18 protein-coding genes are annotated in these 19544 nt (G+C 68.4%); 10 read left to right on the top strand and 8 right to left on the bottom strand.

Features of this window, described 5'->3' with window-relative positions; translation table 11 throughout:
* Window positions 1–6: 6 nt before the first annotated feature.
* The 6 genes from VV02_RS24890 to VV02_RS24865 form a co-directional block, all read right to left on the bottom strand.
* A complete protein-coding gene (locus VV02_RS24890; RefSeq protein ID WP_169787754.1) occupies window positions 7–1434 on the bottom strand; it encodes a wax ester/triacylglycerol synthase domain-containing protein in 1428 nt (475 codons plus the stop codon).
* Window positions 1431–2447: an NAD(P)H-dependent glycerol-3-phosphate dehydrogenase gene (locus VV02_RS24885; protein WP_052596050.1), complete on the bottom strand. Its 1017-nt coding sequence runs from the start codon at window positions 2445–2447 to the stop codon at window positions 1431–1433. The genes VV02_RS24890 and VV02_RS24885 overlap by 4 nt, the downstream gene beginning before the upstream one ends.
* On the bottom strand, window positions 2447–3883 hold the full coding sequence (locus tag VV02_RS24880) for an HAD-IB family hydrolase (RefSeq protein WP_052596048.1): 1437 nt from the start codon (window positions 3881–3883) through the stop codon (window positions 2447–2449). Before VV02_RS24880 ends, VV02_RS24885 begins: the two co-directional genes overlap by 1 nt.
* Window positions 3880–5784: a lysophospholipid acyltransferase gene (locus VV02_RS24875; RefSeq protein ID WP_052596046.1), complete on the bottom strand. Its 1905-nt coding sequence runs from the start codon at window positions 5782–5784 to the stop codon at window positions 3880–3882. Before VV02_RS24875 ends, VV02_RS24880 begins: the two co-directional genes overlap by 4 nt.
* Before the next feature lie 153 nt (window positions 5785–5937).
* The gene (locus tag VV02_RS24870) at window positions 5938–6690 is read right to left on the bottom strand and encodes a hypothetical protein (RefSeq protein WP_157063556.1); all 753 of its coding nucleotides are present in this window, start codon (window positions 6688–6690) and stop codon (window positions 5938–5940) included.
* Between the two features lie 161 nt (window positions 6691–6851).
* A complete protein-coding gene (locus VV02_RS24865) occupies window positions 6852–7475 on the bottom strand; it encodes a DUF6318 family protein (RefSeq protein ID WP_052596042.1) in 624 nt (207 codons plus the stop codon).
* Window positions 7476–7759: 284 nt separating this feature from the next.
* Between VV02_RS24865 and VV02_RS24860 the strand changes: the two genes are divergently transcribed.
* The 8 genes from VV02_RS24860 to VV02_RS24825 all read left to right on the top strand — a co-directional run bounded on the left by VV02_RS24860 (window position 7760) and on the right by VV02_RS24825 (window position 16399).
* Window positions 7760–9100, top strand: a complete 1341-nt coding sequence (locus VV02_RS24860) for an HNH endonuclease signature motif containing protein (RefSeq protein WP_169787753.1) — start codon at window positions 7760–7762, stop codon at window positions 9098–9100.
* A gap of 241 nt (window positions 9101–9341) precedes the next feature.
* Window positions 9342–10892, top strand: coding sequence for an ABC transporter substrate-binding protein (locus VV02_RS24855; RefSeq protein WP_052596039.1), 1551 nt, complete (start codon window positions 9342–9344; stop codon window positions 10890–10892).
* 10 nt (window positions 10893–10902) lie between these two features.
* Window positions 10903–11850, top strand: a complete 948-nt coding sequence (locus VV02_RS24850) for an ABC transporter permease (protein WP_052596037.1) — start codon at window positions 10903–10905, stop codon at window positions 11848–11850.
* Window positions 11847–12710 (top strand): ABC transporter permease, encoded by an 864-nt coding sequence (locus VV02_RS24845; RefSeq protein ID WP_052596035.1) that lies wholly within the window; start codon window positions 11847–11849, stop codon window positions 12708–12710. Before VV02_RS24850 ends, VV02_RS24845 begins: the two co-directional genes overlap by 4 nt.
* Window positions 12707–13666 (top strand): ABC transporter ATP-binding protein, encoded by a 960-nt coding sequence (locus tag VV02_RS24840; protein ID WP_052596034.1) that lies wholly within the window; start codon window positions 12707–12709, stop codon window positions 13664–13666. Before VV02_RS24845 ends, VV02_RS24840 begins: the two co-directional genes overlap by 4 nt.
* Window positions 13663–14526, top strand: a complete 864-nt coding sequence (locus VV02_RS24835; RefSeq protein ID WP_052596033.1) for an ATP-binding cassette domain-containing protein — start codon at window positions 13663–13665, stop codon at window positions 14524–14526. The genes VV02_RS24840 and VV02_RS24835 overlap by 4 nt, the downstream gene beginning before the upstream one ends.
* Complete coding sequence (locus tag VV02_RS24830; protein WP_342667859.1) at window positions 14519–15577, top strand: P1 family peptidase; 1059 nt, start codon at window positions 14519–14521, stop codon at window positions 15575–15577. The genes VV02_RS24835 and VV02_RS24830 overlap by 8 nt, the downstream gene beginning before the upstream one ends.
* Before the next feature lie 42 nt (window positions 15578–15619).
* A complete protein-coding gene (locus VV02_RS24825) occupies window positions 15620–16399 on the top strand; it encodes an SDR family NAD(P)-dependent oxidoreductase (RefSeq protein WP_052596029.1) in 780 nt (259 codons plus the stop codon).
* Here the strand turns inward: VV02_RS24825 and VV02_RS24820 are convergent.
* Window positions 16381–16974 (bottom strand): GNAT family N-acetyltransferase, encoded by a 594-nt coding sequence (locus VV02_RS24820; RefSeq protein ID WP_083450623.1) that lies wholly within the window; start codon window positions 16972–16974, stop codon window positions 16381–16383. The genes VV02_RS24825 and VV02_RS24820 overlap by 19 nt on opposite strands.
* 41 nt (window positions 16975–17015) lie before the next feature.
* Window positions 17016–17606 (bottom strand): GNAT family N-acetyltransferase, encoded by a 591-nt coding sequence (locus VV02_RS24815; RefSeq protein WP_052596026.1) that lies wholly within the window; start codon window positions 17604–17606, stop codon window positions 17016–17018.
* Between the two features lie 176 nt (window positions 17607–17782).
* Here VV02_RS24815 and VV02_RS24810 point away from each other — a divergent pair, with 176 nt between their 5' ends.
* Window positions 17783–18985: a serine hydrolase domain-containing protein gene (locus VV02_RS24810; protein WP_052596024.1), complete on the top strand. Its 1203-nt coding sequence runs from the start codon at window positions 17783–17785 to the stop codon at window positions 18983–18985.
* A gap of 53 nt (window positions 18986–19038) precedes the next feature.
* Window positions 19039–19527, top strand: a complete 489-nt coding sequence (locus VV02_RS24805) for a Fur family transcriptional regulator (RefSeq protein WP_083450416.1) — start codon at window positions 19039–19041, stop codon at window positions 19525–19527.
* Window positions 19528–19544: the final 17 nt, after the last annotated feature.

Here is a 19544-nt window from a genome sequence, read left to right as displayed (position 1 = left end):
CCCGGCTCAACCAGCGAGGGCAAGGACTTCGTCGAGTCCTTGTCGGAGGCAGTCGACCAGGATGTCCGGGTCCTTGACCGCGTCGCCGTCGAGGTTGAGGCCGATGCAGCAGGTGCCGTTGTGCGACACCATCGCCGCCATGATCGCGACCCCGGGGAGCGGTCCGAACGGGAAGAACCGCTCGACCTTGGCGCCCGCCATGTAGGTCGGATAGGGCACTCCGGGGATGTTGGACGCCGAGAGGTCTGCCGCGCTGCCGATGCGTTCGAACAGCAGACCGCCGAGCGCTGACGGGGCGCGGTTGAGCACCGGCGCGGCCAGCGACAGCGTGTCGAGAGCGGGCTCGATCCGCAGCGACAGCACGAGGCCGCGGATCGTGGCGATGCGCTCGGCCGGGTCGGCGATCCCGATCGGTGCAGCGAAGTAGGCGCCGGCGAACTTGTTGCCACCCATCGGGTCATCCGCCTTGCGCAGGCTGACCGGCATCACCATCGGCAGACCGTCGATCGGTTGACCGTGGTGCTCGTGATAGCGCCGTAGCCCACCGAGGAGCGCCGCGATGTAGGCGTCGTTCATCGAGCCGCGGGCCGCCTTGCCGGCCGCGCGGAGGGCAGCAACCTCGCACTCCAGGACGCCGAACTTCCAAGACGTGCCTTCGCGGTCGCGCAGCAGAGGCGAGGGCGCTGCGGGCGGCGGCGAGAGCGTACGACGCAGTGAAGCACCGAAGCGGGTGGCGTCGGCGAGCGCGCCCTGTGGGCGGAGGGCGGCGCGTACGCCGAGGCCGACGGATCGGCGCATGAGACCGGGCAGTCGACGGGCCTGCTCGCTGACCTCGGCCGCGGCGAGGCGGTTGGCGTCCGCACTGGCCTCGTGGGGCGGCTCACCGGCGGGCTTGTCCTCGGTGTGCTCGCGGGTGCGGCTCTGCACGAGAGACATCAGCTGGATGCCGCCGATGCCGTCGGTCAACGAGTGGTGCAGCTTGAGGATGTAGGCCGCCCGGCCGCCGTCGAAACCCTCGACGAGCGTGCCCTGCCACAAGGGTTTGGTCCGGTCGAACGGCTCGATGGCGATGGACGCGGCCAGGTCGAGCAGCTGGCTCATGGAGCCCGGGCCGGCGAGGTGTTCGCGCCGGACGTGGTTGCTGAGGTCGAAGTCGTCGTCGATCACCCAGGCGGGCGTGCCCACGGGTACGGCGGGTTCGAGCACTCGTTGGCGACAGCGCGGCAGCAGCTGCGCCGCCCACTCATGCGCGGCGTAGAAGCGGTCCCAGTCGGGGACGACGTCGTACAGCAGCACCGAGGTGATCGTCGAGGACAGCCGCGGGTGACGTTCGGCGCGCCACATGAGCGCCTCGATCTCGTTCATCCGGTCGGCGGCGCCCCACGCGGACGCGCCGGCCCAGGCTTCTTCGTTGTTGGAGAAAGGGGTGCTCACCATTCGTCTCCGTGAACCTCGTGACCAGGAGCCTGGCGGAGCAGTCCCCGATAGGTCTCCTTGACGGGCTGGCCGTGGTTGAGGACCGCGTCCATCTCGCGGGCGATCGGCAGGTCGATGCCCTGCTCGGCGGCGAGCTTCATGACGGTCGCGACGGTCTTGACGCCTTCGGCGACCTGGTTCATCTCGGCCGCGATCTGATCGAGCGACTTGCCTTGTGCCAGACCGACGCCCACCGTCCGGTTGCGACTGAACGGGCTCGTGCAGGTGGCGATCAGGTCGCCCATCCCGGCCAGTCCGTTGAACGTCATCGCGTCGCCACCGAGGCTCACCCCGAGGCGGGTCATCTCGCGCAGCGCGCGGGTGATGACCATGGCGCGGGTGTTGTCGCCGGCCTCCAGTCCGTCACCGACTCCGACCGCGATGGCGTAGACGTTCTTGAGCGACCCGGCGTACTCGACGCCCGTGACGTCCGTGGTCGTGTAGACGCGAAAGAGGTTGGTACGGAACAGTTCCTGGAGCATCTCGGCCTGCCGGTGCTCGGGCATCGCAATCGTCGCGGCGGCCGCGTATCCCTGCAGGACCTCGCGCGCGATGTTGGGTCCTGCGAGTACGCCGGCCGGATGGCCCGGCATGACCTCCTCGACGATGGCGGTCATCCGTTTGCTGGATCCCTGCTCGAGACCCTTGACCAGACTGACGACCGGAACCCAGGGACGTACGTGCTTGGTCACCTGCTCGAGGACACCGCGGCTGTGCTGCGAGGGCACTCCGAGCACGAGCACGTCCGCCTCGGCCACCGCTTCCTCCAGGTCGGTGGTTGCACGCAATGTCTTGGTGACCGGAATGTCCTGCAGATAGCGGGAATTGCGGCTGCGCTCGTTGATGTCGGTGACGGTCTCCTCGTTGCGCGCCCAGAGCACCGTCTCGGTGTTGCGCGCGGCGAGAGAGCCGATCGTGGTGCCCCAGGAGCCGCCTCCGAGCACGGTCACGCGCGGGTTTCTGCTTGCCATCACGCCTCCTCAGGCCACTCTTCGAGGGTGTCGACGAACTGCTGGCGCACCTGCTCGGTGACGTCGGTGATGTCCTCAGGTGTCCAGCCGTCAGTGGGGATCGGGTCGAGGACGCACACGTCGACCACGCCCGGATTGACCAGCTTGGAGCGTCGCCACATGAGCTCACCCGTGTTGCGCAGCACGATCGGGACGATCGGTACGCCCGCCTGCATGGCCATGTGGAAGGCGCCCTTCTTGAAGGGGCCGAGCTCGGGCGTCGCCGCGCGGGTGCCCTCGGGGAACACCACGATCGAGGTGCCCGACTGGACACGGTCGCGCAGCTGGCTGAGGGCGTCGATCGCTGTCTCGGGGTTGGACCGGTCGATGTACACCGGGTCGATCAGCAGACCTCCGAGGAGGGCGCGCGGGTCGTAACGCGCTTCCTTCTTGCCGACCATGGTGTAGTCGCGACGCAGCAGTGAGCCGACGACGAGCACGTCCAACGAGCTCTGGTGATTGGCGATGAAGATGGCCGGCCGGGCGTTCCACAGGTTGGGCTCACCGATGACATTCAGCCGTACGCCACTCACGGCCAGCGCTGTATCGGCGGCGAGCGAGAGCCCGGTGTTGACGCCGAATCGCTTGTCCCCGTGGAGGATTCCGAGGGCTGCGCCCACGCCGAGTCCGGTGCCGGCGCCGGCCATGGCGGCCGTCGTACTGGCCAGGGCACGGAGACCTGCGCGCTTCGGCTCGCGCATCTCCAGGATCGTCCACTTCTGCTGGGTGGCGGCCTCACGCAGTCCGCGCTGCGGGTTGAGGGCATGCGGTTGGCCGACGGAGGAGAGGAAGGCGATGTCCTCGTCGCCGTTGGCGTAGGCGTAGCTCGCCGGCAGGTCAATACCATTGTCACGCGCGAACTTTCGGACAGCCCGGGCCTTGGGCTCGCCCCACAGCATCGGGCCGGCGAGCTGTCCGGTGAAGATGCCGTCCTCGACCTCGACCTCGGTGCACAGGATGTTGGTGATGCCGAGGTCGTGCGCGATCGGCCCGATCTGGAAGCGTGTCGCGGCCGACGCGACGACGACCGTGTGGCCCATCCGCAGGTGCGCCCGGATGAGGTCACGAGACTGCGTCCTGATGGTCGCCGCGGTCTTCTGGACGAACAGCCGCTCACCGAACTCGACGAGCTCGTCCTCGCTGTGGCCGCGCAGGCTCTCCACGCTGACGTCGCCCATCTTGGTGGGATCCCCGCCGAGGAGCGCGCCGTCGATCGCCGCGACGATCGTGGTCGCCATCTCGCCGAGGCCGACCTCTCGGTTGCGCACCCGGTCGTTCCAGAACGCGGTCGCCGTGTAGCCCGCGACGATGGTGCCGTCCAGGTCAAAGAAGGCACCGATATCGGCACCCTTGGGGCCGGCCAGAACCGCCTCGACGACGTCTTCGGGTGTGCTCATCGGTGGGTCCGGGCCATCTCGGCAACGACTCCTGCACGTCGTGCGGCTTCGCGGATCTCGACGAGGAAGTCCTCGCGCCGCTTGGTCAGATGAGGTGAGTCGGACTCGAGCAGGTCGCGGTGCGCCGCGAGCCGCAGCGCGGTGCGGAACAGCTCGAGCGAGATCGACTCGTCGCTCGCTACTCGCCGCTGGAGCGCCCACTGGCGACCCACTCGTAAGCACTCGTCGAGGAATCTCTTTTCATCGAATCCCTGGTCCTCCCACGTGACGAGGCGGTCGGCCACGACGTGGTAGGCGTCCAGGAAGGGACGCAGGACCAGGTGTGCGACGTGCGGGCTCGAGCGCTGCAGCAGCTGGCGCAGGTCTCCGGGATCGACCTCGACCTTGGCGTCGGCGTGGGAGTCGAAGCGGCGCAGCTCGGCCTCGAGCTCGTCCCCGAACTCACCACGGCTGGAGAAGAAGAAGTCGAACTTCAGCAGCTCGCGCAGCCGCAGCGCTTCCTCGCGCACGGTCGGGCCGGGATCGGTGCCCTTCTCGGCCGCTGCCAGCAGCGCGAGTTCGCCGATGGCGCGCTCGACCAGCACGTGGATCGCGGTGTTGCGATAGAACGCGGCGATCAGGTGGGTGTCCCGGCCGATGCGCCACACCGTCTCGGTGCCGCCCTCGTAACACGTGAGCACGTCGGAGGCGACGAGCTCCTGGAGCGCCCGACGTACGGTCGACCGATCGGTGAGATTGGCCGCCCCGGCGACCGGCCACTCACGGCTGTCGAGGTATCCGACGAGCGGCTCGATGGTCTCCATGACCTCGCCCAGGCTGAGCGCCCGATCGACGCCGAGCATGGCCAGACTGACGATGGCGGTCGCGGTCACCGGCGTCGCGCGGTTGATGCGGTGGCAGGTGTCGAGGGCGATGCGTTCGACCAGGTGGGGCGCCTCGCCGGCGCTCAGCTCACCCAGCCGGTCGCGCAGCGAGAACGGCTCACCGAAGTCGAGGTAGGCGCGGCCGAGTCGCTGCCGCTGATCGCGGGCGAACTGGACGAGCCAGCGCAGGTCCTCGGGACGCTTATTGCCGCCGCGGGCCTCGGTCGTCATCCGGGCGACCTCGTGCAGCTGGTCGTAGACGATCGAGACGGGTACGACGAGCGCGTCACCGTGCGCCTCCGCGCCGGTCCCGTCGCTGGCCTGGTCGAGGGCGTCCACGGCGTCCACGACGTAGCGCATGATCCCGAAGACCGGTGGTCGCAGCTTGCCGGTCCGGGTGCGGCCGCCCTCGATCGACCAGGCCAGGTTGGCGCGGTTGCGGACGAGCTGACCGATGTACGCCCGCAGCGCGCCGCGGTAGACCGGCAGGTCATGCGTGTCGCGGCGGATGAAGATGCCCCCGGAGCGGCTGACCACCGAGCCCATCGGGAAGAAGTTGAGGTTGGCGCCCGCGAACGTGAACGCCGGTGAGATGCCGCGCGATGCCAGGACCTCGGGCACCATCGCGCCGTCGAGGTAGGAGCGGTGGGAGAACAAGAACAGCAGCGACGACTGGCGGTCCAACGAGCGCAGCCGGCTGATCGAGTCGTCGTCCACGAAGACGTCGTGCGCACGCATCATCCACTGGCCGAACTTGCGGAAGCTCTCGCTGGCCCGGTCGCTGTGCGTCGCGGACATCTCGCGGAGGTACTGGGCGGCCTCTTCGCGGACGCGAGTCTCGTCCTGCCCGAGCTTGGCCGCGAGGGCGGACATCGTGTCGTCGTACGCCGGATCGACGAGCAGCTCGGCGACCTCACGGGAGTCCGAGGCGAGCGGCGTCAGACTCTCTCCGATCAGGCCGGCGTGCTGCAGCACGCCGCGCGCATGGACACGGTCCAGGGCACCAGTGATCGCAGCGGACTCGGGTACGACTCGCATGGGACCTCCTGGTACGCCGTGTGCAGAGCGTCACGGTGCGGACAGTCTTGTTGACTCACCGGTAACGGTCAATGGGTTGGCCGTCTGCGGCGGACTCTCCCGCCGGTCGAGTAGGGCCGGAGCTTGCGGAGGCCCGTATCGAGACCGTGGACCTCACTCGTTGACGAGACGGTTGGTCGCGGTCACGATCTGCAGCTGCTGCGCGGGTCCGGCGATCGGCAGCGTGCCAGGTACGTCGACCCACTCACCTTGTCCGCCGATACGGAACTGCCCGCCGTACGTCGCTGTCGTGCTGACGCTCACCGAACCCGGGTTGTTGTAGGCGTGCTTGATGTCGCCGGTCGGGTAGGGCCCGCCGAGTGAGGTGGTGGTCGCCGAGGTGCCGTCGCCGAACGTATAGGTCACCTTTTTGAACGTCGGCTTGATGTCGACGCGCTGTCCGACCAGCGTGACGGTGCGGACCTCGTCGGGCTGATTGCCCGTCGCCGGCCACGTCACCTGGAAATAGGTCGGGAGAGTCACGAGGGTCCGATTGCCGACCGGCTGGATCGAGAGCGTCGGTTTGGCGAAGGGCGTGTGCGTCCACGCGGCTTTGATCATCGCGATGGTCAGGCGGGGTTTGGCCGGCGTGCCCGGGACCTTCTCCGGCCAGCACGTCGAACCGACGAGCTCCCACGGGCCCTTGGTGTCGTCCGGGCCGAGCAGGCGGCGATAGACGCGGGAGTACGGGCCGGTCGCGTGGACCTGCTGCATGCACATGGTGAGCGCGCTGCCGCAGCCGTAGTCGTTCGGGTTGTCCGGGCTGCTGCGCGGACAGGCCATCGGGGTCGTGTACTCGTACGGGACCGGTTGCCCGCCGCCTTTACTGCCCTTGCCGCCGGGCCACGGCCCTTTGGTCTTGTACACGTACGTCGGTGGCAACCCGTTGTATTGGCCTCCGTTGCCCTGACATGCCTGCCCACAGTCAGATGGTGGTGGCGGCGTGTCAGCGCGGGCAGGACTCGTCAATAGAACAGCTGAGAGCGCTACTGATCCGGCAAGTGCCGTAAGCGAAACCGTGGTGGGCCTCACGCCGCTTCCTTTATTTCTTTGACTCGCCAGCCGTCGGCTGCCCACCTGAGGAAGTAGACGGCTACGTAGTCGGCAGATGCGCGCTGGGTGCGTGACGTTGTGCCGTCGCGGCCGATCACGGGAACGGTCGTCGCGTTGAATCCGACTTGGATGACCATTCCGCTTTCGCCGGTGATCCGGGTAGCGCGTGACACCAGGAGAAGTGGAGCCGAGTACCTTTCTCCGTTCTCCTTGAGGTACTGGATGCTTCCGGCGAAGGCGGTGCACGATTTGCAGCCGGGCAGCCCGAATGGCTCGATGACCCCAGTCTTTGGTGCCATCCGAGTGTGATTGACCTGGTTGATGTAGTGCTTGGTGAAGGCGATGGCGGCGGCTTCGGTGTTGGCACGGGCATTGGCGGGGACGCCGGGCAGTCCGGGGCCGAGTGCGGACGAGGTCGGTGAGGCGGACGTACTGCTGGCCGGAGGTGACGAGGGCGCGGACGTCGTCGAGCTCGCAGACGACGTGGGAGTGCTGCCACCCTCCGAACCGGAGTCGTCGCAACCGGTGAGGAGCGTCGTACCGACGAGTGCAGCCAGCGCAACGCTGGTCGCGGTCGCGCGGAAAGGGCTGGCCTGCATGGATGTTCCCCCTGTGGTTCGGGCAATGCCGACGTGAGTATGCCGAGCCGTCCGCACGCATGGGGCATTGCGAGTCGGACCAATGTCGGTCGGCTCACGGAACGGGGCGATGCGCATGCGCCCATCTTGGTGGCCCCGCGCACGCTGTGCCGTTGTCCACAGGAGCCGCCTCCGACGAGATTGTCGGCTCGCGCCGCCTGACCTCTCGACGTCGGAAGCCGTTGGTGCTGCTGGTGACTGGTGGCTTGGAGGAGGTTGTCGGTGGTCGAATGTACGTTCGATGCATGGCCGTTCAACCGACTGATCAGCAGCCTCGAGGAGAGGCGATGGTCAGTGCTGCCCAGGCTGCGGTCGAGTCCTTGGATGTGATCGACGGCGACGGGCTGTGGTCGTTGTCGGGAGTCCAGGTCGAGGAACTGCTGGCGCTCACGGGTGCAGCGCGTGCCGTGCTGGACCGGGTCGAGGTCGCGGTGCTGCGTGAGGGCATCGGCCGGGGTCTGCATCGGGAGCACGGCTTCGGGGTCGTGGACTGGGTGGCCACCGTTCAGCGCCGCGGTGTCGAGGCGCGGGTCGGGTTGCCCCCGGATCCGTCGCACGTCTCGCGGGTCAACCGGGTCGCGGCTGCTGCAGACCGGACGGCAGCGCGGCCGGTGTGGGAGGCGTTCGTCGCGGGCGCGGTGGGTCTGGGCAAGGCTGATCAGCTGGTGCGGTTCGTGACCGACGTCGCGCCCGTGGCCGAGCCGGCGCCGCTCGCGGAGACGGTCGACATCCTGGTGGGGGCTGCTGCTGAGACTCCTGAGCGCGCGGGCCTGACACCGCGCGAGCTGCGGGTCGCGATCGGTCGTGCCGGTCAGCTGTTGAAGCCGGAGCGCGATCTCGATGCGGAGCAGGATGCTGCCGGGCGTGGTCGGGCCTTGTTCAAGCAGGCAGGGCCGGCGGGTCTGGCGGAGTATCGAGTGCTTCTTGATCCCGAAGGTGCCGCGACCATCGACGCTGCGATCGCCGGCTTGTCCGCACCGGTGCCGGGTCCCGACGGCGAACCCGACCCGCGCCCTGCCGCCACGCGTCGTGCGGACGCTCTCATCGAGGTCGTGCGACGAGGCGTCTCCGCGCCGGGCGAGCAGCCGAAGGCCGCTAAGGCGCAGGTCGTGGTCACGCTGCCGTGGGAAGAGCTGGCCGAGGATCTCGGCCGAGCCGGGGTTCGGGTGGGAGCCGGGGCAGGGGTTGCCGCGCGCGCTGGGGCCGGCACGACCGCGACCGGCGAGGTGCTGTCAGCGCAGGTCGTACGCCGGATGGCGTGTGATGCGGGGATCGTGCCGATGGTCCTCGGCTCGGCCGGTGAGGTGCTTGATGTGGGTCGCGAGGTGCGGTTGTTCACCCCGGCGCAGCGGCGGACGCTGTGGCAGCGAGATCAGGGCTGCACCTTCCCAGGGTGCACGATCCCGGCGCAGTGGTGCGACGCGCACCACGTGGTCTGGTGGTCGCGCGGCGGCCGCACAGACCTGGCCAACGCGGCGTTGCTGTGTCAGCGGCACCACACGCTCGTCCACCGCCGCGACCTGACCGCGGCCATCAGCCCGACCGGTGTTGTTTGGCGGCTGGACCAAGCCGTTGGCCATACCTGACGCCGCCGCCCCTCAGCCCGCCGAACGTGGCGGGCTCAGTCGCATGCCCGGGCCCGCGCCGCCCAGCCCCGCCCCGCCCAGGCCCGCGCCGCCCAGGCCCGCGCCGCAGCGGCGACCCGGCCGGGGGCTGACTCAGGTTTTCCAAAGTGTGACCCGCGACGCGCTGCGCGACCGGGCGGCGTACGCCATGCTTGGCTTTCGATGCGGCGCGAGGTGGCGTCGCCCGTGACAAGGAGTCTCGATGTCCCTCCGTCGTACCCGAGTTGTGGTGGCAGTGCTGGGCGTCAGCCTGGTGGCCGGATGTTCGGCCGGCTCCACCAAGGACGACCAGACGGGCAGCGCGCCGACCACCAGCGGATCAGGTGCGCCAGGGTCGAGCGCGCCGAGCGGACCGAGCAACGACGGCATCACCATCGGCCTCATCGCTGAGCCGGCCAGCCTCGACTTCACCAAGAATGATGGCGCCGCGATCCCGCAGGCCGAGCTGGGCAACATCTACGAGACGCTCGTCAAGCAGGACCAGAACGGGAAAGTCGTCAACGGACTCGCGACCAAGCGGTCGGTCGAGAAGGACCGCAAGACCTACACGTTCGACCTGCCGGCCAACGCCACCTTCTCCAACGGAACGCCCCTCACCGCGGACGACGTCGTCTACTCGATCAACCAGGTCAAGACGAAGTGGACCATCGGTCTCAAGGCGAAGATGGACCCCGTCGCGTCCGTGAAGGCGCTCAGCCCGACGAAGGTCCAGGTCCTCCTCAAGCAGCCCAGCAACAACTGGCTGTTCGACATGACGACTCGCATCGGCGCGATCTTCCCCAAGGCCGGCGGCGACCTCGCCAACAAGCCGATCGGCTCCGGCCCCTACACGTTCACCAAGTGGGCGCGCGGCGACTCGATCGTGCTGACCCGCAACGAGAAGTACTGGGGCACCAAGCCGCACTTCAAGACGGTGACGCTGAAGTACTTCAAGGACCCGACGTCCCTCAACAACGCGCTGCTCTCCAAGACGATCAACGTCGTCAGCACCGTGCAGGCGCCCGAGTCGCTGTCGCAGTTCTCGCCCGACAAGTACCAGATCATCGAAGGCACGACTAACGGCGAGATCGTCCTGTCGATGAACAACGCGCGAGCACCGTTCAACGACAAGCGAGTTCGTCAGGCGGTCCGCTACGGCATCAACCACAAGGGCCTCATCGACACCTGCTGGGCCGGCCATGGTGAGCAGATCGGCTCGATGGTCCCGCCGACCGATCCTTGGTACGAGGACCTCACCAAGGTGACGCCCTACGACCAGCAGAAGGCCAAGGACCTGCTCAAGCAGTCAGGCAAGGCCGGTACGACGATCCGCTTGCGTCTCCCCGCACTGCCTTATGCGACCGCTTGCGGTCCGGTCGTGAAGAGCATGCTCGAGCAGGTCGGCTTCAAGGTGAAGCTCGACACCCTGGAGTTCCCCGCGGCGTGGCTGAGCAACGTCTTCACCAACGCTGACTACGACATGTCGATGATCAGTCACGTCGAACCCCGTGACCTGCCAACGGTTTTCGGCGACCCGAAGTACTACACCAAGTTCTCCGACCCGCAGATGCAGACCTACCTCAAGGCGGCTGACTCCGGCACGGAGACCGATCAGGTCGCCAACATGAAGAAGGCAGCACGGCTCCTCGTGGACGACGCAGCCGCCGACTTCCTGTTCCTGCTGCCCAACCTGATGGTCGCCGACAAGGGCATCACCGGACTGCCCAAGAACGCCATCACCGAAGGCTTCGACCTGGCCGCGCTCAGCCGCTGATGAACCGCCGATGATCCTTCGTCTGCTGACCAGGCTCGGCATTCTCATGGCGAGTCTGGCCATCAGCACGGTCGTGGTGTTCGCCTTCATGGTCGTGCTGCCAGGCAACCCGGCGCGAGTTGCGTTGGGGGTCAACGCATCTGACGACGCGGTGGCTCAGCTGGAGCGCGACTACGGCCTGGATCGACCCAAGGTGACGCAGTACTTCGACTGGGTCGGAGGGCTGCTGCACTTCGACCTCGGTACGTCCTACATCTCGCGTGCCGCGATCGGCCCGCAGGTCGCCGATCGCCTGCAGGTGACACTCTGGCTCGTTGCCACGTCGATGATCGTCGCCGTGCTCATCGCGGTGCCGCTCGGCATCCTGATGGCCGTCCGCCACCGCAAGCTCTCGGGCCTCGTGCTCTCGGCGCTGTCCCAGCTTGGTGTCGCGATCCCGGCCTTCCTCGCGGGCCTGCTGCTGGTGGCGCTGTTCGCGGTCCGGCTCGGCTGGCTGCCGGCCAACGGCTGGACCGCGCCCGCCGACGACCCGGTGATGTTCCTCAAGCAGCTGGTCCTCCCGGTTGTCAGCCTGGGCATCGTGCAGGGCGCCCTGCTCGCCCGATACGTACGATCCGCGGTCCTCGACGTGATGCGCGAGGACTACATCCGTACGGCGCGCGCCAAGGGTCTGCGGCCCATGCCCGCCCTCGTACGCCACGGGTTGCGCAACGCGGCGATCCCGGTGGTGACCGTGCTCGGACTGCAGCTCTCGACTCTTCTGGTCGGCGCCGTGGTCATCGAGCGAGTCTTCGTGATCCCGGGCCTCGGCTCGGGTCTGCTGGACGCCGTCGCCAACCGGGACCTGTTGATGGTGCAGGACATCGTGGTGCTGCTCGTGGCGGCAGTGCTGATCGTCAACTTCGTCGTCGACGTGCTCTACCTGGTCATCGATCCACGTCTGCGGAGCAGCCGATGAGACGCCTCAACCCGAGCCTCATCGCCGGGGCCGTCCTCGTGGCCGCCGTGGTCCTCCTCGCCCTGATCTCGTTCGTCTGGACGCCGCAGGATCCCGGCCTCGTCGTGCCCGACGACCGGCTCGCCACACCATCCGGCGCGCACTGGCTCGGTGCCGACAAGCTCGGCCGAGACGTCTTCGCGCAGATCCTGGTCGGCGCCCGGACGACACTCTTCGTCGGCATCGTCTCGGTCGGCATCGCAGCCGTGATCGGCGTACCTCTCGGCATCGTCGCCGCCATGACGAGCCCTCGACTGCGTTGGCTCGGCGAAGTCCTCATGCGCATCAACGACCTGCTCCTCGCGTTCCCCGCGCTGCTGCTGGCGATCATGCTCGGAGCGGTCTACGGGGCGAGCGTGCTGACCGCGATGATCGCGATCGGTATCGCAACGGTCCCGGTCTTCGCCCGTGTCGTCCGCAGCGGCGCCCTCCAGGTCATGGGCGCCGAGTACGTCGTCGCCGCCCGCGCCGCGGGTCGACGGCCACTGGCCATCGGCGTACGTCACGTCCTGCCCAACGTGATGAGCCTGATCATCGTGCAGGCGTCGGTGTCCTTCGCCATCGCGATCCTGGCGGAGGCGGCGCTGTCGTTCCTCGGCCTCGGCGCGCCGCCCGACGTGCCCTCGTGGGGGCGGATGCTGCAGGAGAGCCAGTCGCTCCTGGGGCAGGCGCCACGCCTCGCGATCATCCCTGGAGTCGCAATTGCGTTGGCAGTACTAGGTTTCAACCTTCTCGGTGATGGACTGAGGGACATGCTCGACCCACGGATGGAGCGACGCGCCCAGGTCGCGGCGCGTGATGACGCGGGGAGCGCAACATGAGCGAGGTACTGCAGGCCGAGGGCCTGTCGGTGTACGCCGGTGGCCTGCCTCTCATCGAGGACGTCTCGTTCACGATCGGTCGGGGCGAGCGCGTCGGCCTGATCGGCGAGTCGGGTTCGGGCAAGTCGTTGACGGCTCTGGCGCTCATGGGCCTGCTCCCTGAGGAGCTGAGTGCGGGCGGCTCCGTCCGACTGGGCTCGACCCAGATCATCGGATCACCCGAGGGCACGCTGGCGCCCTTGCGAGGGCAGCAGATGTCGATGGTGTTCCAGGAGCCGATGACCGCGCTCAACCCCACGATGCGCGTCGGTGACCAGGTCGCCGAGACCATGCGTCTGCATCGAACACACAGCAACCGCAAGGCTGCTCGCGCTGCCGCGGTCAAGCTGCTGGACGACGTCGGGTTGCCGTCGCCCGCGGAGGCGGCGCGGGCGTACCCTCACCAGCTCTCCGGCGGTCAGCGGCAGCGGGTGGTGGCCGCGATCGCCCTCGCCAACGATCCCGAGCTATTGATCTGCGACGAGCCGACCACAGCGCTCGATGTGACCGTGCAGGCGCTCGTGCTGGACCTCATCACCCGCGGTGTGGCCGCGAGGGAGTCGGCTCTGCTGTTCATCACGCACGACCTCGGCGTCGTCGCGACGGTGTGCGATCGAGTGCTGGTGATGTACGGCGGCCGCATCGTCGAGGCGGGGGAGGTCCAGGACGTCTTCACTCGCCCCCAGCACCGCTACACCGCGGGGCTGTTGGCCGCGTCGGACCTGGCTGTCAACGATGCAGGGCAGCTGCTCACGATCCCGGGCGCGGTGCCTCAGGCGGGAGCATTTCCCGCGGGCTGCGTCTTCCGCAACCGTTGCGCCGCAGCAACATCCGAGTGTGAGACGTTGCCCGACTGGACCGGCGACGATCCTGAGCACGGTCACGCGTGTGTCCACCCGGTGGGGGTGCCCGCATGACCACGCCGGTGATCCAGCTCAACGACGTACGCCGAGACTTCCGCCGGCCGCGCACATCACTGCTCAAGCCCGCACCTGTCGTCCATGCGCTGCGCGGGATCACCCTCGACATCGCGACCGGCGAGCGGTTCGGGATCGTGGGGGAGTCTGGCTGCGGCAAGTCGACCCTGTTGCGCATCATCGCCGGCCTCGACCGTCCGACGAGCGGGAGCGTCCAGGTGGAGGGCCGGGAGATCAGCCGGTTGCGCGAGAGCCGGCTCGGCTTCCTGCGTGACCAGATGCAGCTCGTCCTGCAGGACCCGATGAGCTCGCTCGACCCGCGGATGCGGGTGCGCGACATCGTCGCCGAACCCCTTGTGGCACAAGGCAAACCGCATCCTCCGGAGCGGATCGCCGAGCTGCTGGAGTCGGTCGGGCTGTCCGCGGATGCGGCTGGTCGCTACCCGCACCAGTTCTCCGGTGGTCAGCGGCAGCGCATCTCGATCGCCCGCGCGCTCGCGCCGGATCCGCGCATCCTGGTGGCCGACGAGCCGGTCAGTGCGCTCGACGTGTCCGTGCGTGCCCAGGTGCTCAACCTGATCCTCGAGATCGTCGAACGCCTCGATCTCACATTGGTTTTCGTCTCTCATGACCTGTCCGTTGTCCGCCACGTGTGCGAGCGCGTGGCAGTGATGCGCGCGGGTGAGGTGGTGGAGGTCGGTGCCACCGACCAGGTCTACGAGGAGCCGGCGCACGCGTACACCCGGTCCCTGGTCGCAGCGATCCCGCACCTCGCCGATGCCCTCGCCGGCCGTACCGCCGCCGACCTCGCCGCGGGCGCGAAGATGACCACCGATCGTCAGGAGCTGGATCGTGAGTGAGCTGAAGGCAGGGCCGACCAACACGCTGACCGACGTAGCTGGCGTACGCGTCGGGCATGCCCAGCGGACTGGTGACGGTTGGCTGTCCGGGACGACGTGCGTGCTCGCGCCCGATGCCGGAGCGGTCGCCGGGGTCGACGTACGCGGCGGTGGCCCGGGCACCCGCGAGACCGACCTGCTCGACCCGCGCAACCTCGTCGAGCGCATCCACGCGATCGTGCTGAGCGGTGGCAGTGCATACGGTCTGGCAACGGCCTCCGGTGTGATGGATGCGTTGGGGCGCAAGGGAATCGGCCTCGAGATGGGGGAGCCTGGCGAAGTCGTACCGCTCGTGCCGGCTGCGGTGATCTTCGACCTCAAGCGCGGCGGCGACTTCACCAAACGGCCGGACGCAGCCATGGGAGAGGCGGCGTACGACGCGGCCGTCGCCTCCGAGCCTGGCGCGGCAGTGCAGCAGGGCAACGTCGGCGGTGGCACGGGCGCCAAGGCCGGCGGACTCAAGGGAGGGGTGGGCTCCGCGAGCCTCGTCCTCGCGGACGGCACCACGGTCGCGGCCATAGCCGTCGCGAACCCCATGGGCTCGCCCGTCGACCCGCAGACCGGCGAGCTGTACGCCGCCCGGTTCGGTCTCCCTGGAGAGTTCGACCTGCGTCAGCCCGACCCGGCTGAGCTGGAGACCGCGCTCCGCCTGGCCAGCGAGCGCGAGCTGACGTCCGGTCTGCGCTACGGCATGGCGACCATCATCGGCGTGATCGCGACTGATGCCACGCTGACCAAGGCGCAGTGCCAGAAGGTCGCCGGCATCGGCCACGACGGCATGGCTCGCGCGGTGCGCCCGGTGCACACGATGTTCGACGGCGACACGCTCTTCGCGATGGCGACCGGTGAGCGCGACGCGCCGGACATGGTGGCGTTCCATGGCCTGCTCGAGGGTGCCGCGGACTGTGTGACCCGTGCGATCGGCCACGCGATGCTGGCGGCAGAGACGGTCGAGGCGGCCGACATCCGATGGCGTTCCTACCGCGAGGCCTTCCCCAGCGCCTTCGCCTGACCAGGGATACATTGCCGAGGACGGCTCGGACGAGGAGATTCGATGGACTACGCGACGATGTTCGACCTGACCGGACGCAAGGCCCTCGTGGTCGGTGGCGCGGGCGGCATCGGGCGCGCCGCAGTCGGTGGTCTCGCCGCCCACGGTGCGGAGGTGGTAGTCGCCGACGTGCAGGCCGATGCGGCGAAGGCCGTGGCGGATGAGGTGACTGTGAGCGGCGGCTCAGCACAGGCATACGAATTGAATGTCCTTGACCCGCAAGCGATCTCGCAGGCCGTCGCCGACCTCGATCCCGTCGACATCCTCGTGCTGACCGCCGCCGTCAACGTCCGCAAGCGGATGCTGGACTACACCTCCGAGGACTTCGACAAGGTCATCGGACTCAACCTCAAGAGCTCGTTCGCGATGATCAGTGCGTTCGGCCGAGGTATGGCGGAGCGTGGCAGTGGCAGCATCATCGCGTTCACGTCGATCCGTTCGATCACGGTCGAGCCTGGCCAAAGTGCTTATGCCGCAACGAAAGCCGGCCTGCTCCAAGTGGTTCGCACGGCCGCCGCAGAGCTCGGCCCGCAGGGCGTCCGGGTCAACGCCGTCGCACCCGGCGTCGTCGAGACCCCGCTGACGCAGCCGATCCTCGACAACAAGGAGTGGGCCGACGCGTACGCCGCCAAGTCAGCCCTGGGCCGCTGGTCGAAGCCGGACGAGCTCGCCGGAGCGGTGGTCTACCTCGCCAGCGACGCGGCGTCTTACGTCACCGGCACCCAGATCCTGGTCGACGGCGGTTGGACCGCGATCGACGGCCGCTACGACCCGCCGGCCTGACCCTGGGCGCGCCCGGCTACCCAGGCGAGCCACTGCTCGCGCGTGATGTCGTAGATGACCTCGCCCTGCTCGGTGCCGGGCAGCGGGTTGTCGAAGTGCACGTGATAGGTCCGTTGGTAGGTCAGCCCGATGGACTCCATGACCGCTCGCGAGCCGGCATTCACGGCCATCGTGTCCGCGAAAACCCTGGTGTACGAGGTGTTTTCGAAGACATACCGCAGCAGCTCCCGTGAGCCCTCGCTCGCGTACCCGCGCCGCCACTGCGACTGCATCAGGCGATAACCGATCTCGACCGACTCCGCGCCGCCGAACTCCGGACCGTCGGGCGGAGTGAGCAGCCACCAGCCCAAGAACGTGTCGCCGTCGAAGCCGACCCAGTAGCCGACCCCTGCCTCGTCGAGCGCAGGGTCCGTACGCCCGGCGTGCACCTTCTCGACCTCCTCGCGGGTGCGTGCGCGGCCGGTGAGGTAGCGCATCACCTCAGGATCGCTGTCCAGCTCGACGAGGTGCTCAAGATGCTCGTCGGTGAGCGGTCGGAGCTCGATCCGGTCGGTACGCAAGGTGGGTCGCTTCACGGTGGCCAGCCTGGCAGCGCCCGCCGCACACCGCATCCGACTTACCTCGAGGCCCTCGGAAGCTCCAGGTGACGCACCCACGCGCCGTGCGTGAGGGCGTACTCCACGTCGCCGTTCTCGGCGCCGGGCAGGGCGTGGTCGAACCGGGAGTGGAAGCCGCGGACGTACGACATCCCGATGCTCTCCAGAACGCGGCGCGCGTCGGCGTTGTCGGCCAGCGCCTCCGCGAAGATCCGCATGAGCCCGACGGTCTCGAAGCCGTGGCGCAGGAGCGCCCGAGAGCCTTCACGGGCGTACCCCTGGTGCCAGTGCAGCGGCAGCAGCCGGTACGCCAGCTCGGCCTGGCCGTCGACCGGACCCTGGTCGGGTCTGTCGGGCGGTGTCAGCATCCACAGGCCGATGAAGGCGTCGTGGTGGAAGCCGATCCAGCAGCCGAGACCAGGCTCGTCGCGGCCGACGTGGACCAGCCGTTGGTCGGCGCGACGCACCTCTTCGCGGGTCCGCTGCTGCGCGAGGTAGCGGGTGACGTCCGGGTCGCTGTCGAGGTCGACCAGCAGATCCAGGTGCTGCTCGTCGAGCGGATGGAGCTCGAGCCGGTCGGTGTGCAGGACGGGCAAGGCAGACGGAGTCATCGCTCCACGCTGACATCTCGGCAGCCCGAGTCGGCCCGTCTTGATGCGCTCCTGACGGTCCTCAACACGTTCTTGACTCCGACTTTCGGCGGACCGCCTTCCGTCGGAGGGAGGTTCCGACGAGGCGTACGACATGTGACGGTCGAAGAACCTGCAACTCATCGAGGAGAGGTTCCATGCGACACCTACGTACGGCAGGCACCACGCTCGCGACCCTGACGGCACTTGCTGTGGGTACGACGGGGGTGGCTCACGCGGACGTCTCGCCCATCCCGCCGGTCGAGCCGCAGGCCGTCCACCTCAAGCCGACGGGGAAGGCGACGGCACCCCTGCAGACCTACCTCGATGAGATGACTCGAGACGGCGCTGTCGCGGTCGTCGCTCGAGCGCAGGGACCGCATGTGCGGTGGGCGGGTTCGGCGGGCGTGCGCCAGCGAGGGACGCAGCGTGAGGCGCGGCCGGGTGACCAGTTCCGGGTGGGCAGCGTGACCAAGACGATGGTGGCCACGTTGGCACTGCAGGAGATTCAGCGTGGCCACTGGACCTTGAGCACGACGGTCGACCAGGTGCTGCCGGGTCTGCTGCCTGGGCATGGCGACGTCACCCTGGAACAGCTGCTCAGCCACCGCAGCGGTCTGCCCGACGGTCTGATCCCGATGATCAGTTCGAAGATGCACGGTGACTCGGACGCCGCGTTCGTGGCCGCGCTGGGTGAGCCGGCGACGGCGCAGGAGTTCGTGGCGGCCGGCCTCACGCAGCCGTGGTCCTTCCCGTCCGGCACGGACTACGCCTACTCCAACAGCAACTACATCGTTGTCGGGATGATGCTGCAGAAGGCGACCGGCCAGCCGGTCAAGAAGCTGCTCGAGCGTCGCGTCTTCTGGCCCGCGGGGATGCATGAGACGACGTTCCCGACGAGGCCCGGGCTCCGTCGTACGGGACTTGTCGAGTCGGGACGCTTCGCCGAAGGCTGGCTGTCGCTGGCCGGGCAGGACCCGACTCAGTTCGGCGCGGCCGGCGCGGTCGTCTCGACAACGCGCGATCTCAACGCCTTCACGAGCGCGCTCATGAGCGGCCGACTGGTCCGCAAGAGCCTGGTCGACCAGATGGTGCGGCCACGGTCGAGCGCGCCCGACGTCGAGTACGGCCTCGGGATCTATCGACTGCCGGACCCGTGCACCAAGAAGGGCCAGCCGCAGCAGTACGTCTACGGGCACGACGGCGCGACCTTCGGCACGTACGCCATCGCCTTCACCTCCGCGGATGGCCGGCGACAGATCAGCGCAGGCTGGACCGGCCGGCACTTCACCGACCCGACCGGCAAGCAGCCGTTCGACATCAACCCGTGGGCACTGGCCGCGCTGCAGAAGACCTGCTGACCCAACGAAGCCGCGGGGTTGCGCCTCTCGTGACACGCGTCAGACTGAGGGGCATGACTCGGCAAGGCACCCCCGCACCCCCTGACGCGTCCGCGAGTCGCACGATGTCCAGGGTGGACGCGGCCCTGCGGGCACTGCGCGACCAGGGCGAGCGCGTCACACCCGGGCGGCGCGCCGTCCTGGAGATTCTCGACGCCACCGAGGCGCACCTGGACGCGGAGGCCATCGGCGCGGCGGTCGCGGAGCACGCCCCCGGCGTACATCGCGCCACGGTCTATCGCTCCCTGCAGTCGCTGTCCGAGCTGGGCGTCATCACCCACACGCACGTGCCTGGATCGGCCACGATCTATCACCTCGCCTCGGGCGACGCGCGCCATCACGCGCACACGCACCTGCAGTGCACCCAGTGCCAGCGCTTCTTCGACCTGCCCGCTGACGACCTCGAGCCGATGCGCGAATCCGTCCGGAAGCGAACGGGATTCGACATCGATACCTGTCACGCGGCCCTCCTCGGGACCTGCTCCGACTGCCGCGAGGGGTAAGTCGTACGGTAGCCATA

Origin of the sequence: Luteipulveratus mongoliensis, from assembly GCF_001190945.1 — a bacterium.
Lineage (GTDB): Bacteria > Actinomycetota > Actinomycetes > Actinomycetales > Dermatophilaceae > Luteipulveratus > Luteipulveratus mongoliensis.
The sequence above is the reverse complement of the archived record's forward strand: the minus strand, read 5'-3'. Positions and strand labels throughout refer to the sequence as shown.

Excerpts from the sequence above, each read along its gene's own strand:
- VV02_RS24850 (WP_052596037.1), top strand. The coding sequence starts at position 10,903 with ATGATCCTTCGTCTGCTGACCAGGCTCGGCATTCTCATGGCGAGTCTG.
- VV02_RS24865 (WP_052596042.1), bottom strand. The coding sequence starts at position 7,475 with ATGCAGGCCAGCCCTTTCCGCGCGACCGCGACCAGCGTTGCGCTGGCT.
- VV02_RS24875 (WP_052596046.1), bottom strand. The coding sequence starts at position 5,784 with ATGCGAGTCGTACCCGAGTCCGCTGCGATCACTGGTGCCCTGGACCGT.
- VV02_RS24855 (WP_052596039.1), top strand. The coding sequence starts at position 9,342 with ATGTCCCTCCGTCGTACCCGAGTTGTGGTGGCAGTGCTGGGCGTCAGC.
- VV02_RS24835 (WP_052596033.1), top strand. The coding sequence starts at position 13,663 with ATGACCACGCCGGTGATCCAGCTCAACGACGTACGCCGAGACTTCCGC.
- VV02_RS24815 (WP_052596026.1), bottom strand. The coding sequence starts at position 17,606 with ATGACTCCGTCTGCCTTGCCCGTCCTGCACACCGACCGGCTCGAGCTC.
- VV02_RS24845 (WP_052596035.1), top strand. The coding sequence starts at position 11,847 with ATGAGACGCCTCAACCCGAGCCTCATCGCCGGGGCCGTCCTCGTGGCC.
- VV02_RS24860 (WP_169787753.1), top strand. The coding sequence starts at position 7,760 with ATGGCCGTTCAACCGACTGATCAGCAGCCTCGAGGAGAGGCGATGGTC.
- VV02_RS24810 (WP_052596024.1), top strand. The coding sequence starts at position 17,783 with ATGCGACACCTACGTACGGCAGGCACCACGCTCGCGACCCTGACGGCA.
- VV02_RS24880 (WP_052596048.1), bottom strand. The coding sequence starts at position 3,883 with ATGAGCACACCCGAAGACGTCGTCGAGGCGGTTCTGGCCGGCCCCAAG.
- VV02_RS24885 (WP_052596050.1), bottom strand. The coding sequence starts at position 2,447 with ATGGCAAGCAGAAACCCGCGCGTGACCGTGCTCGGAGGCGGCTCCTGG.
- VV02_RS24825 (WP_052596029.1), top strand. The coding sequence starts at position 15,620 with ATGGACTACGCGACGATGTTCGACCTGACCGGACGCAAGGCCCTCGTG.
- VV02_RS24840 (WP_052596034.1), top strand. The coding sequence starts at position 12,707 with ATGAGCGAGGTACTGCAGGCCGAGGGCCTGTCGGTGTACGCCGGTGGC.
- VV02_RS24805 (WP_083450416.1), top strand. The coding sequence starts at position 19,039 with ATGACTCGGCAAGGCACCCCCGCACCCCCTGACGCGTCCGCGAGTCGC.